This is a genomic window from Euzebya sp. (assembly GCF_964222135.1).
Classification (GTDB): Bacteria; Actinomycetota; Nitriliruptoria; order Euzebyales; family Euzebyaceae; genus Euzebya.
Map to the genome: position 1 here is coordinate 26578 of NZ_CAXQBR010000023.1, position 15575 is coordinate 42152.

The 15575-nt window shown below is 72.2% G+C and carries 11 protein-coding genes and 1 pseudogene; 5 read left to right on the forward strand and 7 right to left on the reverse strand.

The annotated features are described in order from the left end of the window. The first annotated feature begins 73 nt into the window (after nt 1-73). Nucleotides 74-658 carry a dCTP deaminase gene (dcd, locus tag ACEQ2X_RS06220; protein WP_370324927.1) on the forward strand — a complete coding sequence of 195 codons (585 nt, stop codon included), beginning with the start codon at nt 74-76 and terminating at the stop codon, nt 656-658. Nucleotides 659-867: 209 nt separating this feature from the next. On the opposite strand, the gene ACEQ2X_RS06225 is transcribed toward dcd, so the two are convergent. Next, nucleotides 868-1344, reverse strand: coding sequence for a pyridoxamine 5'-phosphate oxidase family protein (locus ACEQ2X_RS06225; protein ID WP_370324928.1), 477 nt, complete (start codon nt 1342-1344; stop codon nt 868-870). A gap of 11 nt (nt 1345-1355) precedes the next feature. Next, nucleotides 1356-3575, reverse strand: a complete 2220-nt coding sequence (locus ACEQ2X_RS06230) for a (Fe-S)-binding protein (protein WP_370324929.1) — start codon at nt 3573-3575, stop codon at nt 1356-1358. A 323-nt stretch (nt 3576-3898) separates the two neighbouring features. Between ACEQ2X_RS06230 and ACEQ2X_RS06235 the strand changes: the two genes are divergently transcribed. Next, on the forward strand, nt 3899-4564 hold the full coding sequence (locus ACEQ2X_RS06235; protein WP_370324930.1) for a response regulator: 666 nt from the start codon (nt 3899-3901) through the stop codon (nt 4562-4564). Between the two features lie 18 nt (nt 4565-4582). Here the strand turns inward: ACEQ2X_RS06235 and ACEQ2X_RS06240 are convergent. The 5 genes and pseudogenes from ACEQ2X_RS06240 to ACEQ2X_RS06260 form a co-directional block, all read right to left on the reverse strand. Next, nucleotides 4583-5980, reverse strand: a pseudogene (locus ACEQ2X_RS06240) (HAMP domain-containing protein); the annotation flags it as partial. A 227-nt stretch (nt 5981-6207) separates the two neighbouring features. Further along, entirely contained in the window at nt 6208-7410 is a 1203-nt protein-coding gene (locus tag ACEQ2X_RS06245; RefSeq protein ID WP_370324931.1) for an ABC transporter substrate-binding protein, read from the reverse strand. A 119-nt stretch (nt 7411-7529) separates the two neighbouring features. Further along, on the reverse strand, nt 7530-8543 hold the full coding sequence (gene glnII / locus ACEQ2X_RS06250) for a glutamine synthetase GlnII (protein ID WP_370324932.1): 1014 nt from the start codon (nt 8541-8543) through the stop codon (nt 7530-7532). A gap of 128 nt (nt 8544-8671) precedes the next feature. Next, complete coding sequence (locus tag ACEQ2X_RS06255; protein ID WP_370324933.1) at nt 8672-10009, reverse strand: hypothetical protein; 1338 nt, start codon at nt 10007-10009, stop codon at nt 8672-8674. Between the two features lie 97 nt (nt 10010-10106). Beyond that, nucleotides 10107-12659, reverse strand: a complete 2553-nt coding sequence (locus tag ACEQ2X_RS06260; protein ID WP_370324934.1) for a M36 family metallopeptidase — start codon at nt 12657-12659, stop codon at nt 10107-10109. A gap of 66 nt (nt 12660-12725) precedes the next feature. Between ACEQ2X_RS06260 and ACEQ2X_RS06265 the strand changes: the two genes are divergently transcribed. From ACEQ2X_RS06265 to ACEQ2X_RS06275, 3 genes are all read left to right on the forward strand, one after another. Beyond that, complete coding sequence (locus tag ACEQ2X_RS06265) at nt 12726-12881, forward strand: hypothetical protein (protein WP_370324935.1); 156 nt, start codon at nt 12726-12728, stop codon at nt 12879-12881. 143 nt (nt 12882-13024) lie between these two features. Next, nucleotides 13025-14866 (forward strand): molecular chaperone DnaK, encoded by a 1842-nt coding sequence (dnaK, locus tag ACEQ2X_RS06270; protein ID WP_370324936.1) that lies wholly within the window; start codon nt 13025-13027, stop codon nt 14864-14866. Nucleotides 14867-14869: 3 nt separating this feature from the next. Next, nucleotides 14870-15526, forward strand: coding sequence for a nucleotide exchange factor GrpE (locus ACEQ2X_RS06275; RefSeq protein WP_370324937.1), 657 nt, complete (start codon nt 14870-14872; stop codon nt 15524-15526). Nucleotides 15527-15575: the final 49 nt, after the last annotated feature.

Below are 15575 nucleotides of genomic sequence, written 5' to 3' on the forward strand. Positions count from 1 at the left end.
TCGGCGGATGTGGGTGTGGACGGGCGCCGCGTAGGATCCGTCACCGTCCTGCCCGCGAGCCAGGGGAACCGGCGTGATCCTGTCCGACCAGTCCATCCGCGAGGCCCTCGACCAGGGGCGCATCATCATCGACCCGCTGGGTGCGAACGCCATCCAGCCGTCGAGCGTGGACCTGCGGGTGGACGCCGAGTTCCGGGTGTTCAACAACCACCTGTACCCCTACATCGACGTGCGCCAGGAGCAGCCGGGCCTGACCGACCCGGTCACCGTCGCCGACGACCAGCCGTTCATCCTCCATCCCGGCGAGTTCGTGCTCGGGTCGACGTACGAGAAGGTCACCCTGCCCCGCGACCTGGTCGCGAGGATCGAGGGCAAGAGCTCCCTCGGACGCCTCGGCCTGCTCGTGCACGCCACCGCGGGGTTCGTCGACGCCGGGTTCTCGGGCTGGCTGACCCTCGAGCTCTCGAACGTCGCGAACCTGCCCATCGCGATCTACCCCCAGATGAAGATCGGCCAGCTCGCGTTCTTCCAGCTGGACCGCGAGGCGGCCCACGCCTACGGCGACGCCGAGCTCGGCAGCAAGTACCAGGGCCAGCGCGGGCCGACCGCCAGCCAGTACTTCCGGAACTTCGACAACCCGGCCGTGCCCGGCAGCTGAGGCGTCAGCGCACCCGGCGCGACGCGGTCGGCTGCACATCAAGCCCGGCAAGGTCTGTCACGTTCGTGCCGCCCCGCGCAACGAACATGACGGACCTCTGTGGCGGGGAGGGTCCCTCGGTGTAGGCCTGTGACCTTCGTTGCGGCACGCGAGACAAAGATGACAGACCGAGGAACTGCGGCGAGGCGCCCCGCCCGCGTCCCGACGACCTAGTACGTACCGCCGAGCTTGCGGTGGTCCCACGACGCCCGGGAGCGCTCCACGAACTCCAACCCGACCCGCTTCTCCGCCTGCCGACGCACCCCCTCCTCCGCCCCCTCGGGCACCGACCCGCCGGCGTAGCGGGCCATGATCTCCAACCCGAGCGCGGTCACAACCTCGAGATCCCGGTGGATGACCACCTCGGTCTCGAGCATCACCCCGCGCAGCTGGTCATAGGTCTCGCCGGCCTCCACCTGCAGCGTCGCCCGCGGGTCCGACTCGAGGTTCACGACCTTCCGGGACTTGGCGAACGTCCAGGCCCAGACCGTCGCCGCCGACGCCGGCCCCCGCACCACGTACCAGAGCGGCACGACGTGGGGCCACCCCTCGGGCCCGTTGGATGCGCACGCGACCGTGCGCTCCTCGGACAGGAACCCGAGGACCTCCTCGTCCGACATGACGATCTGCTCACGACGGCTGGGCACGGCACGACCCCCTACTCAGCCGGCTCGTACTCGGGGTCCTCCGAATCGCTGAGCGCCCCGCCCTCGTCCGGCAGGAACGTCTGCGCCAGCACCTGGGAGACGTCCAGCACGGCCATCTGCCCCTCGGCGAGGGTCCCGTCCGACACCCGGTCGTTCGCGCCGTCGTCGAGCATGTTCTTGCAGAACGGGCAGGCGACGGCCAGGACGTCCTGGCGGTCCTCCGGCGCCGGCGGGCCGTCGCCGCGCAGGGTGGCGATGGCCTCGTCGACGCGGTTGAGGTTGACGCGCTCGCCGACCTCTTCCATGAAGAACTTCGCCCCACCCGCGCCGCAGCAGAACCCGTGGTTGCGGGACCGCTCCATCTCGACGGTCTCGACGTCGCCGACGGAGCTGAGCAGCGACCGCGGCTGCTCGTAGATCTCGTTGTGGCGGCCCAGGTAGCAGGGGTCGTGGTAGGTGATGCGCTGACCCGCGACGCCCGTGCGCTGGGGCGACAGCTTCCCGTCGACGATCAGCTGGGCCAGGATCTCGGAGTGGTGGATCACCTCGAAGTGGGCGCCGAAGTCGGGGTACTCGTTCTTCAGGGTGTTCAGGCAGTGCGGGCAGGCGGTGATGATCTTGGTGCCCGGCCGCCCCGGCTCGCCGAGGTCCGCCCCCGCCTCCTTGAACGTCTCGACGTTCATCTCGGCCATCATCTGGAACAGGTACTCCATGCCCAGGCGGCGGGCGGGGTCGCCGGTGCAGGCCTCTCCCTCACCCAGCACCGCGAAGGACACGCCGGCGGCCTTGAGCAGCTGCGCGGTCGAGACGGTCGTCTTCTTCGACCGGTCCTCGAACGCCATCGCGCAGCCGACCCAGAACAGGTAGTCGACGTCCGCGAGGGACTCTACGTCCTGGCCGAGCACGGGGATCTCGAGCCCCTGCGCCCACTCCAGGCGCTTGGACGCACCGGCGCCCCACGGGTCGCCGGAGTTCTCGATGTTGCGGAGCATCGCCCCCGCCTCGGCCGGGAAGCTCGACTCCATCTGGGCCTTGTAGCGGCGCAGGTCGACGATGTGGTCGACGTGCTCGATGTCGACCGGGCACTCCTCGACGCAGGCCCCGCAGGTCGTGCAGCTCCACAGCACGTCGAAGTCGATGACCGCGTCGTCCTGGCCGGGCTCGTCGCCGACCAGCATCATGCCCAGGACGTCGACGTCGCTGTGGGCATCGCGGCCGCCGTCGAGCAGGTAGGGCCCCGCCTCCCACAGGTGGTCGCGCAGGTCCATGATCAGCAGCTTGGGCGACAGCGGCTTGGCCGTGTTCCACGCCGGGCACTGGGACTGGCAGCGACCGCACTCGGTGCAGGAGTAGAAGTCGAGGAAGCGCTTGAAGCCGAACTGCTCGATCTGGCCGACGCCGAGGATGTCGTCCTCGCCCATGTTCTCGACGTCGATCTTCTCGGCCTCGAGCTTCCCGAGGGCCTTCGGCGTCCGGCTGAAGGCCACCTGGGGGACGATCGACAGGACGTGCAGGTGCTTCGAGTAGAGCGTGAAGACCAGGAACCCGCCGAACACCCCGATGTGCACCAGCAGGGCGACGACCGCGACCACGTGGATCGTGTCGGTCGACAGGCCGGCCAGCTGCGTCCCGAACCAGCTCGACACGAACGCCGCGCCCTCGGAGTAGGGGAGCGTGCCCTCCTCGACCCGTGCCCCGCGCAGGATCAGCACGGAGTAGACGAGGAAGAACTCGAAGTACAGCGTGTACCAGCCCTGGTCCAGGTTCGACCCGCTGAACCGGGACTGGCGGCCGCGCCGTTGCGGGGCCTGGGCCAGCCGGATGAAGGCGAACCCGACGATCGCCACCAGCACCAGGAGGGCGACGAAGTCCTGGGCGAACCCCAGGAGGTCGCTCCACCAGCGGTCCGGCCCGAAGAACGGGATGTGCCCGTCGGGGTCGAACACCTCGATCATCGCCTCGAGCGTCAGCGTCTGGTGGACGATGAACGCGTAGAAGATGAAGGCGTGCAGCACGCCGGGCACCGTCCACTTCAGCAGCTTCTGCTGGCCGAGGACGTGCTTGACCTCCCACCAGATGGTCTGCCACACGCTGCCCTTGACCCGGTCGGGCATCGGCTGGGCGACGCGGACCAGGTCGACGAGGTACTTCACCCGTCGGGCGGCGATGGCGAACGCGGCGGCGAACAGCACCACTCCGCCGACGATGCGGATGATGTCGAGGGCCTCCATGGAACTGACCAGACCTTCCCGTACTGCGGCTGGGGCGTCCGGCATCGTATCGACAGACCTGTCCGGGTGGCGATTCGACGGTCGCCCCCTGTACGGCAGCCCCCCGCGCAGACCACCGACCGCGCGCACGGGGCGGCACCACAGCGCCACCCCCCAAGGTATGCGCTGCGGTACCACCACCGGGTCATCGCGTCCTGGGCGATGGCCCCCGTGACACCCAGTAGCATCGGCGATGGTCCGGGCCGGGTCGATACGGCTAGCAAGTCGCTGTCGATGGTGGTGCTGGCACCACCATCGGGTGCAGGTGCGGAGGAGGGGGAGGAGTGATCTCGGTCGCGATCGCCGAGGACGACTACCTGGTCAGCCAGGGGATCCAGACGGTGCTGCGGCGCTCGGACGACATCGTGGTGGTGGGGACCGCCACGGACCCCGACGGCTTCGAGGCGGTGGTGGCCGACCACCACGTCGACGTCGCCGTCCTCGACGTCCGGATGCCGCCGACCCACACCACCGAGGGGATCGCCCTCGCCCGCCGGCTGCGCGAGCGCGACCCGGGGATCGGCGTGGTGATCCTCAGCCAGCACCACGACCCGGAGTACGCCCTCGAGCTGCTCGGCGACGGATCCGAGGGCAAGGCCTACCTGCTGAAGGAGCGCCTGGGGGACGCCGACGAGCTGGTCAGCGCGATCGCAGAGGTGCACCGGGGCGGGTCGGTGCTCGACCCGAAGATCGTCGACGCGCTGCTGACCGCGCGACGCCGCAGGGCCAACTCGCGGGTCGCCGGGCTGACGCCGCGGGAGATGGAGGTCCTCGGCCTGATGGCCTCCGGCAAGGGCAACTCAGCGATCGCCGACGCCCTGGTCATCAGCGAGCGGGCCGTCGAGAAGCACTCCAACGCCATCTTCGGCAAGCTCGGCCTCCGCGAGGCGGACGACCTCAACCGCCGCGTGGCCGCGGTGCTCTTCTTTCTGCAGCGCACCCCCGACTGACGGGCGGCGGAGGGGGATCCAGGCCGCGACCGCGGTGCCGTCCCCCGGCACGGAGTGGACGTGGGCGATGCCCCCGAGCGCGACCGCGCGGTCGTGGAGGTTCTGGAGGCCGGACCCGTCCGCCTCGACGCCGACGTCGAACCCCCGCCCGTCGTCGGCGACGACGACCGCGACCCGCTCGTGGTCGAGGAGCGCCCGGACCCGCACCCGCGACGCGCCGGCGTGCTTGGCGGCGTTGGCCACCGCCTCGGAGATGATGAAGTAGGCGCCGGCCTCGATGGCTTCGCTCAGGCGGGGCAGGGGATCGGGGTCCATCCGGAGGGTGATGGGCACGCGCGACGCGGCGGCGACCGAGTACAGCGCGCCGGTCAGCCCGCGGTCGGCGAGGATCGACGGGAAGATGGCCCGGGCGGTCTCCCGCAGCCCCTGGATCACCCGCTCGACCTCGCGGCCGAGGTCCTCGAGCTCCTCCGCCGTCGTCGTCGGGTCGAGCATCCCGACGCGCAGCCGCAGCATCACGAGCTGCTGCTGGACGCCGTCGTGCAGGTCCTGGGCCATGCGACGGCGTTCGGCGTCCCGGGCGGTGACGATGCGCTGGGTGGCGCGGCGGATGGCGTCGGCCTGGACGCTGATCACGGTCAGCTGGTCGTCGAGGGCGGTCCGCATCGCCTCGAGGGTCTCCGCGAGCTGCCCGACCTCGTCGTCCGACCGGGCGGTGAAGGGACGGGTCCGATCGCCGCGGCGCACGGCCTCGGCGGTCTCGGTCAGCTCGGCGAGCGGACGGGTCGCCATGCGGATCAGCACGTTCCCGCCCAGCAGCGTCACGGCGACGAGCCCGAGGAAGACCCACAGCCGCGTGACCGCGAGGTCCCCCTCGAGCCCGCTCAGCAGGCGCGGTGTGGCGACCCCGATCCAGCTGTCGTCGCCGAGCGGGGCGAAGCCCAGCAGCGCGGGCTGGGAGTCGATGGTCAGCGGGTGGATGGCCTCGGGGCGCTGCGCCGCGTCGGCCAGGACCGCCGGGTCGGCGGCGGTGGACCCGAGGATCATGCCGTCCTGGACGAGCACGACCTCGTTGCCGACTAGCTTCCGGCGCAGGTCGAAGGCCCGTGCGTCGGTCGTGGTGGTCACCGCGACCAGCCAGGCGCCCGCGTCGAGGGGCACCCCGACCAGCTCGGCCGGCGTGCCGGTCGGGGTGCGGCCGAGCGTCACCGCGGCGGGGTCCTGCGGGTCACCGCGGAACGCGCCGTCCGCCGGGGCGCGGCCGGCGGCGGCCAGCACGGCGCCGTCGCGGTCGACGAGGGCCATCCCGTCGGTGCCGAGGTTCCGCTGGACGAGGCTGATCTGGCGCCGCAGCTCGGCGTCGACCTCGATGCCGCCCGCGGTGCGGAGCTGCAGGTTCTGGACGTTGAAGCGCATCGCCGTCCGCAGCTGGTCCCGCTCGTCGACCACCAGCGCGGTCGCCACGCGCAGGTTGTCGGCCAGCAGCGCCTCCGCCTGCTCGTCCAGCCGGTCGCCCGTGGTGCGCACGTCGATGACGACGCCGACCCCGGTCGCGACCGCCAGGACGGCCACCAGCCCGAGGAACGCCTTGACCCGCAGGCTGGTCGGCCGCCAGCGGCGGCGGGGCGTCGCGGCGGGTGCGGTCAGCGCCCCACCACCTCCTCGACGTGCGCCTGTGCGTCCGCCAGCGCGGTGGCCGCGTCGGCCCGGCCGGTCAGCACCCGGTCGAGGGCGGCGAGGAACGCCGTGTCGGCCTCGGGGAACGCGATCAGCCGCATCGGGTGCGCGGACGGCAGCTGCGCGGCCAGCACCTCGGCGCCCGGGGCCTCGGCGAGCGCGTCGTACAGCGCGGGACGCGGGGGGAACCGTCCCTCCTCGAGTGCGAGGCGCACCGCGACCTCGTCGTCGGTCAACGCGGCGATGAAGTCGAGGGCGAGGTCGCCGTTCTCGGACCCGCGGGCGACGAACAGGCTGGAGCCGCCCAGCACCGACCCGGGCGCATCCCCCTCCCGCCCGACGGGGAGCGGCGCGAGGAGGTGCGCCGGTGACGACTGGCTCCGCTCCAGCTCCGCCACGGTCCAGGTGCCGGTGGTCAGCATGGCGGTGTCGCCGGCGCGGAAGAGCTCGACGGCGTCGAGGGAGAGGTTCCGGCTCACCGGGCCGTGCGCGATCCCGTCGACCACCAGCCCCGCGAGGAAGTCGACGGCCTCGACGACCCGGGGGCTGTCCAGGGTGAACGTGGGGGTCCCGTCGGCGGCGACCTCGACGAGCTCGCCGCCGTTCGCGCGGATCCAGCCGTAGACCTCCCAGGAGTTCGAGGACACCGTCAGGCCGCGACGTCCCCCGGCCGTGGCGAGGGCCGCGAGCCGGCGCACGTCGGCGAAGGTCTCCGGCACCTCGCCGAGATCGGCGTCGACGACCATGAACAGGGCGTTGACGTCGAGTGGCACCCCGTAGACGGCGTCGCCCCACCGCACGTCCTCGAGCGCTCCCGCGACGTAGGAGTCGGCGTCGAAGCGCCCGTCCGGACCCCACGCGTCGTCGATGGGCTCGGCGAGGCCCGTCGCACCTGCCGCGAAGGCGTGGTGGTGCACCACGTCCGGCGGCCTGCCGCCGGCGATCGACTCGCGGAGGCCGTCGAGGATCTGGTGGAACGGCCGTCCGACGACCTGGACGGTGACCCCGGGGTTGTCGGCCTCGAAGGTCCGCACGACGTCGACCACCGCCTGGGTGCCGGCCCAGTCGTCGGCCATGAGGACCCGCAGCGTGGTCGGGGCGCCGGACACGTCGGCGCCGCAGGCCGCGGTCACCACCGCCACGGCGATCAGGGCCAGGACGCCTCGCACGTCACCAGTGTGCACGGCGCACCGGCGCGTCGGAACCGCCGCGGCGGTTCCACGTGGGACGGCCCCCGCCCGAGGGGGCGGGGGCCGTCGTCACGGACGTGGACGCGGTGCAGCGGTGGTCAGTCCGCCAGCGCCGAGCAGACCGTCTCGGTCATCAGGGCCGTGATGACGTAGGGGTCCGCGTTGGCGTTCGGGCGCCGGTCCTCGATGTAGCCCTTCTTGTCCTGCTCCACCTGCCAGGGGATGCGGATGGACGCGCCGCGGTCCGACACCCCGTAGCTGAACTGGTCGTAGCGCTGGGTCTCGTGCTGACCGGTCAGCCGGTCCTCGATGCCCACGCCGTAGCCGGCCAGGTGCGCCTCGACCGCCTCGGGCTGCCCGAGCGCGTCACATGCCGCGATGATCGCGTCGTACCCCTCACGCATCGCGTTGGTGGAGAAGTTCGTGTGCATCCCCGCGCCGTTCCAGTCGCCCTTCATGGGCTTGGCGGCCAGCGAAATCTCGATGTCGTGGGCCTCTCCCAGGCGGAAGAGCAGGTAGCGGGCGACCCAGAGGTGGTCGGCGACGGCCAGGGTGTCGGCCGGGCCGATCTGGAACTCCCACTGCCCGGGCATGACCTCGGCGTTGGTGCCGGAGATGGCGAGGCCTGCCTCGATGCACATCGTGGTGTGCTGCTCGACGATCTCGCGCCCGTGGATCTTCAACGCACCCACGCCGCAGTAGTAGGGGCCCTGGGGGCCGGGGAACCCGTTGGACGGGAAGCCCGCCGGCCAGCCGGTCAGGTCGAGCATCGTGTACTCCTGCTCGAGCCCGAAGAGCGGCTCCTGGTCGGCGTAGGTCTCATAGACCGCCCGGGCCCGCGCCCGGGTGTTGGTGGGGTGGGGCGAGAGGTCCTTGGTGAGCAGGGTCTCGCACATCACGATCACGTCGTCACCGCCGCGGATCGGGTCCGGGCAGGTGAAGACCGGCTGCAGGACGACGTCGGAGTTGTCGCCCGTGGCCTGGTTGGTCGACGAACCGTCGTAGCCCCAGATCCCCGGCTCCGCGCCGTCCGCGAGGATCTTGGTCTTCGACCGGATCTCGGCGGTCGGCTCCGTGCCGTCGATCCAGAGGTACTCAGCCCGATAGGCCATGTGGGTCGCTCCTGTTGGGTGGGAACTCGGAACCCCAGAGAGAACCCGCAGGGTGTTTCGGCGGTGTTACCCCTCGACGTCGGCGGCGCAAAATCGCGAACCGGACGTCATCCCGCCGCCGGGCGGGGTCAGCCCTCGGCGACGACCTGGAACCGCGCCTCGCCGACGACCTCACCGGTGCGCTCGAGGGTGAAGGTCAGCACGTGCTGGCCGACGGGCCAGCCGTCCTCGGGGACCTGCTTGGTGAAGCGGGTGCTGTCGAGCAGGGGGCTGAGGTCGGCCCGCTCGACGTCGAAGGGCTGGCCGTCGACGACCCAGTCGGCCAGCAGCGCGTCGCCGTCCTGCCCGCCGTCGTACTCGACGGTGATCGACACCGGCTCGAAGGGGGTGGCGACGGGGTTGTCGAAGTCCGGGTCGCCGCCGATCCCGACCGCGACGCCGGCGCGACCGAACGCGAACGCCTCCGGCTCGGCCGGCGAGTCGGTCGGGGTGGGCTCGCTGGTCGGCGTGGGCTCGCTGGTCGGCGTCGCCCCGCCGGTCGGGGTGGGCTCGCCGGTCGGCGTGGGGTCGGCGGGGGAGGGGTCTGCGGCCGGAGCGGCGACCTCGGTCTCCGCGGCGTCGTCCGCACCGTCGCCGTCGTCACCGCCCATGCCGGCGATCGCGGCCACCGCGCCGGCCACGACCAGGGCGGCGACCACCCACGGCCACCAGGTCCGCCGGCGGGGACCGGAGGCGGCGGGCTCAGCCGCGACCTCCTCGCTCAGGTCGATCTCGTCGTCGACTTCCGCGGTGGCAGCACCGGTGGCGTCCCCCTCCCCCTCCGCCTCGGGGGCGGCGGTCGGCTCCGGCCGGCGGGGCGCGGGGGCGATCTCGGCGTCGGGGTCGTCCGACAGCGGGTCGACCGTGGGGATGTCGTCGAAGCTGATCGCGTCGGGCGGCGGGGCGGCGGCGGTCGCCTGGGCGATCAGGTCCGGGGGGACCTCGACGGACGACAGCGCGACCAGCTCATCACGCCCCCTGGCGATCAGGTCCCGCAGCTGGGCGAGCTCGGGGCTCTGCCGGCTCGCCGCCACGTCGGCGGGGTTGCCCACGGCGAGGCCGCCCAGCCGCTCGGGGTGGGTGATCTCGAAGCGCTCACCGGGGCCGAGGGCCTCCAACCGCCCGTGCGCCAGCTCGGTCCGCGCGTCGCGGGCGTCGATGCTGGCCAGGCCGGCGGCCGAGTCGAGCCCGACGCCCATGGCATCGTGCAGCAGGGCCAGCTCCGCCGCCGGGCACATCGTCGGCGCCGAGACCGCGGCCGCCCGCACCCGGCGGAGCAGCACCTCGGTCCGCAGGTCCGCGTCGGCCCCCTGGACGTCCGGTCGCGCCACCGCCTGCAGGACCGCGGCCCGCGCTGCCTGCTCATCGCCGGTCAGCCACCACGCGTAGGTGTACGCCAGCTCGACCTCTGCGGACTCGACCTTCATCCTCCCCCGTCAGGGTAGCGAGCTGCGCGGTGCGCCAGCCCGCACCGGGCCGACCAGGGCGGGCCGACGGTCGCGCATCGTACCCGCCGCGGGTCCCCTACCCGACGATGGGCGCCAGGACGCCGCTCTGGTCGGCGTCCGGGATCGCCACCGGCACGTCGGCGGCGTGGACCGCCCCGTCGGGGCCGGTGATCGAGAACCCGGTGATCTCGCCGGTGTCCTGGGCGGCCACGTCGGCCACCCGGAGCACCCAGGCCTGGGAGGGGCTCGGGGGGTACAGGGCGCCGCACTCGCTCAGGTCGGCCTGCACCGCGACGTCGTCGGCGTCGTCGTCCGGCACCGGTTCGAGCACGTCGACCCGGCACAGGATCGACCCGTCCGCCGAGTCGGCCACGACCACCTGGACCAGCAGGTCGCCGCGCCAGGTGTGCGCGATCTGGATGTCACCGGTGACCGTGCCGTCGGCGACCGGCTCGGGGGTGGGCGGCGACTGGTCACCGCCCGGCATCGTCTCGGGGGCGGGCCCGCCGATGGTCGCCGTGACGCCGATCGGGTCGGCGTCGGGGATCACGGCCGGCAACCCGGTGGCGAGGAAGCGCCGCCCGTCGTGGCCGATCGCGAACTGGAACAGCGTCCCCTCGTCCTGGGCGAAGTTGTCGGTGGCCGTGAGCGCCCAGATCTGGTCGGGCCCCGGCGGGAGGAACTCCTCGCAGGGGGTGCCGGCGAGCTGGAAGCGGCCGGTGATGTTGTCGCCGTCGTCCTCGCCGTCGGGGCTGAGCAGCTCCGCGGCGCACAGCGAGCCCCCCGACGCGTCCAGGACGTCCAGCCGGAGCGCGAGATCCCCGCGGTAGGAGTGGGAGATCTTGACCGACGCGATCGCGTCGCTGCGGTCCGAGCCGGTCAGCCCCTCCACCTGCACCGCGGGGCTGCCGGTCGCGTCGAGCCCGTGCGCGGCGAACACCTCGGCGATGATGTCGGCGTTCGCGCCGCCGTAGAAGGTCTGGTCGCTGACGGCGAACGCGGTCGCGGCGTCGTTGAGGGTCAGGCCGGGGGTGAGGAACGGCAGGCTGCCGAGGAGCGTCCCGTACACGACGTCCCGCGTCTCGTCGCAGGGGAGGGTCGCGCGGTCCTGGCAGTCCTCGAGCGTCAGGCCGGTGTCCGCGGCGAGGACCGCCTCGAAGACGTCCCACACCGCGCCGGTGAAGATCTCGCCGTCCAGGTGGACCTCGAAGCGGAGGTCGTCGGGGTAGACGAGGTCGGTGTCGAGCCGCCGGATGCAGTCGCCGCGCTCGGCCCAGTGGAAGAGGCAGCCGATGTCGCCGTTGCGGAACTCGATCGTGGTGAACGCGCTGACGAGGTCGGCGAACCCCTCGTGGAAGGCCCCGCCCTCCTCGCTCACGATGTTCGGCACCGCGGACTGCAGCAGCGCGTGGCCGTACTCGTGGATGATGCCCTGGGCGTCCTCGGCCTCGTTGACCCCGTCCTGGCCCTGCCCCATGTGGATGCGGTCCTCGGTGAACAGGTAGAAGGCGTTGTCGGGGAACTCCGGCTCGATCGGCACGAAGTCGACGGGGTCGTCGGCGTGGTAGTCGTAGCCGAGCTCCTGGACGACCTGCTGGGTGTAGTCGATCCAGTAGTAGGTCATCCCGGCCTCGAACGTGATGTCCTGGCCGCCGCGGCCCTGCTGGCCGAAGACCCCGTCCGGATCGGCGTAGTCGTCGGCGATCGGGGCGGCGATCTGGGCGTAGCGGCCGACCAGGTCGCCGCTGCCGGGGTCGAGGAGGTTGGGGAGGGGGACGCCCACCAGCACCTGGTTGGCCTGCTCCGGCGTGATCGTCGGGCTGCCGCTCGCGTAGATCGGGTCGACGACGAAGATGCAGGCGCTGGGCGCGGGCGGGGCGTCGCACGCGGTCGAGCCGCCCTGGGCGACCTGCGTGCGGCTCCCCGGGGTGCTGGTCGCGCCGCGGCTGGTGGCCAGGCTGTCGACGCTCAGGACCGTCCCGTCGGTGGCGTCCACCACGACGGCGTAGGCCGACGGCGGGTTCGAGGTGGTGACGTGCACCTCCCAGCCGAGGCGCAGCTCGGTGCCGACCTCGAGCCAGGTGGAGGTCACCGTCGGCTCGCCGACGACGGGACCGGGGACGGCCTTCTCGGCCGTCTCGATCGCCTCCTCCGGGCCGAGCTCCTCGGAGATGCCGTCGCCGGGGAGGGTCTCGGTCAGCGACTGGCTGGCGCCGATCACCTCACCGGTCTCGCGCACGTGGACGATGAACTGCGCGCCGCGGACGCTGACCTCGTCGTGCTGCTGCACGAACGTCAGGTGCAGGACGTCGCGCGTGCGGGTGACCCGCTCGAGGAAGATCTCCTCGCGGAGCATCTCGGTCAGGCCGGACTCCTCGGCGATCCAGGTGCCGACGGCGTCGAGGACCTCCGGCTCCACGTCCACGTCCGCGCCGGGGGCGATGGCCACCTCGGTGGAGGTGGCGCCGTCGCCGTCATCGGTGCCGGCGCCGTCGACGGCCACGTCCTCGGTGGGATCGGCCGGGCTGTCGGACCCCTCCGTCGTGGGGGTGTCCTCCGCACCGGTGCACGCGGCGGCGACGAGTGCGAGGACGAAGAGCGCGAGGAGCGCCCGACTGCGGTGTGTCATCCATCCCATCCTGTGGCGGGTAAGGTCACGTGAGCCAGCGAAGAGTACGCGCGTAAGGAGTCCGACATGCTCCCCCCGGTCGTGATGTGGGTCATCGGCATCGCCATCGTCCTCCTCCCGTTCGTGATCGGGTACGCGACGCACGGGACCAACCAGGCCGACGCGCGCGGACGCCGGGTCAGCCGGCGCTGGCGGGGACGCAACCTGGTCCCGCCCCGGTAGGGCCCCCACCCATAGAACCTTAGCCTCTCAGACTCAGGTTTTCGTGCGCAGTCGCTGCGCGCCGCTATGATCGTGGCCGACGCACGAACCTGCAGGCGCTGTGCCTGCCCTCCCCCGACTTCGACTCTGGAGGTACGAAGACGATGGCCAAGGCAGTCGGTATCGACCTGGGGACGACCAACTCCGTCGTCTCCGTCCTCGAGGGTGGCGAACCCACCGTCATCGCCAACGCCGAGGGCGCCCGCACCACCCCCTCGGTGGTCGGCTTCTCCAAGTCCGGCGAGGCCCTGGTCGGTGAGGTCGCCAAGCGGCAGGCCGTCACCAACCCGGACCGCACGATCATCAGCGTGAAGCGCCACATGGGCACGGACTGGAAGACCGAGGTCGACGGCAAGGGCTACACCGCGCAGGAGATCTCGGCGCGGATCCTGATGAAGCTGAAGCGCGACGCCGAGGCCTACCTGGGCGAGGACGTCACCGACGCGGTCATCACCGTGCCCGCCTACTTCGGCGACGCCGAGCGGCAGGCCACCAAGGAGGCGGGTGAGATCGCCGGCCTCAACGTCCTCCGGATCGTCAACGAGCCGACCGCGGCCGCGCTGGCCTACGGCCTCGACAAGGAGGACGAGCAGACCGTCCTGGTCTACGACCTCGGCGGCGGCACCTTCGACGTCTCGGTCCTCGAGATCGCCGACGGCGTGTTCGACGTGAAGTCCACCAGCGGCGACACCCAGCTGGGTGGCGACGACTGGGACCAGGCCGTCATCGACTGGATGGTGAAGTCCTTCAAGGACACCGAGGGCGTCGACCTCGCGCAGGACAAGATGGCCCGCCAGCGCCTGAAGGAGGCCGCGGAGAAGGCCAAGAAGGAGCTGTCCACGGCGCAGGACACCCAGATCAACCTGCCGTTCATCACCGCGCGGGACGGCCAGCCCCTCCACATGGAGCTGACCCTGACCCGGGCGCAGTTCCAGAACATGACCGCGGACCTGCTGAACCGGACCAAGGCGCCGTTCGAGCAGGCGATCAAGGACGCCGGCATCGCCAAGGGCGACATCGACAACGTGATCCTGGTCGGCGGCTCGACCCGGATGCCCGCCGTCGTCGACCTGGTCAAGGAGCTGTCCGGCGGCAAGGAGCCGTCGAAGGGCGTGAACCCCGACGAGGTCGTCGCGGTCGGCGCGGCCCTCCAGGCCGGCGTGCTGCGGGGCGAGGTCAAGGACGTCCTGCTGCTCGACGTGACCCCGCTGAGCCTCGGCATCGAGACCAAGGGCGGCGTGATGACCACGCTGATCGAGCGGAACACGACCATCCCGACCCGCAAGTCCGAGACGTTCACCACCGCAGCGGACAACCAGCCGCAGGTGGAGATCCACGTCCTGCAGGGCGAGCGCGAGATGGCCGCGTACAACAACTCCCTCGGCAAGTTCCAGCTGACCGGGATCCCGCCGGCGCCGCGCGGCGTGCCCCAGATCGAGGTCACCTTCGACATCGACGCGAACGGCATCGTCAGCGTCTCGGCGAAGGACAAGGCCACGAACAAGGAGCAGTCGATGACCATCACGGGGCAGTCCGCGCTGCCGCGCGAGGACATCGACAAGATGATCCGCGACGCCGAGCAGTACGCCGAGGAGGACCGCCGGGCCCGCGAGGCCGCGGAGGTCCGCAACTCCGCCGACAACCTGCTCTTCCAGACCGAGCAGCTGCTGAAGGACAACGGCGAGCAGATCGAGGCCGACCAGAAGGCCAAGCTGGAGCAGGCCCAGACCGACCTGCGCGAGGCGCTGAAGGGCGACGACACCGAGGCGGTCAAGGACGCCTCCGAGGCCCTGATGCGCGTCAGCCAGGAGATCGGCCAGGCCCTCTACGCCGCCTCCGCCCAGGCCGACGCCGGCCCCGCCGCCGGCGGGCCCGCTCCGGACGACGACGACGACATCGTCGACGCCGAGGTCGTGGACGAGGACGACGAGCCGGGGGCTGCGTAGCCCGTGGCCGACCCCGACGACACCCCCCAGCCGGACCCGCGGACCGACGCGCCGGCAGACGCCGCCCAGGCATCGGACGGCCCCGCCCTCGGGGCCGTCCCGCCCGAGGAGGAGGGGGCGCCGGTCAGCGGTCCGACGCCCGACGACGGCGCCGGCCTCGACGGCCCCGACCCCGAGGACGCCGGCACCCCGGACGCCGACGGCGACCCCGATCCCCTGGCCGAGCTGCGCGCCGAGCGCGACAGCTACCTCGACCAGCTGCTGCGCGCCCGCGCGGACTACGAGAACCTCAACAAGCGACGCCACAAGGAGGTCGCCGAGGCCCGTGACCGGGGCGCTGCCGCGGTCGTCGAGGCGCTCCTCGAGGTCCTCGACAACTTCGGCTTCGCGCTGCAGGCCGCCGAGGCGTCGGAGGACACCCAGCTCGCCAAGGGCGTCCAGCTCGTGCACGACCAGCTGATCGGCGTCCTCGAGCAGGCGGGGCTCGCGCCGGTGCCGGGCGAGGGCGCGGTGTTCGACCCCGCCCACCACGAGGCCCTGGTCTCCGAGCGCGACGACGACGGCGGCCGCGACGAGCCCGAGGTCGCCGAGGTCCTGCGGACCGGCTACCGCTTCAAGTCCCAGCTGCTCCGCCCCGCGTCCGTCCGCGTGGTCGAGTAGCCCCACCGGACCCACCAGCCCGCGACCACCCGCGCACGAGAGGAGGCGG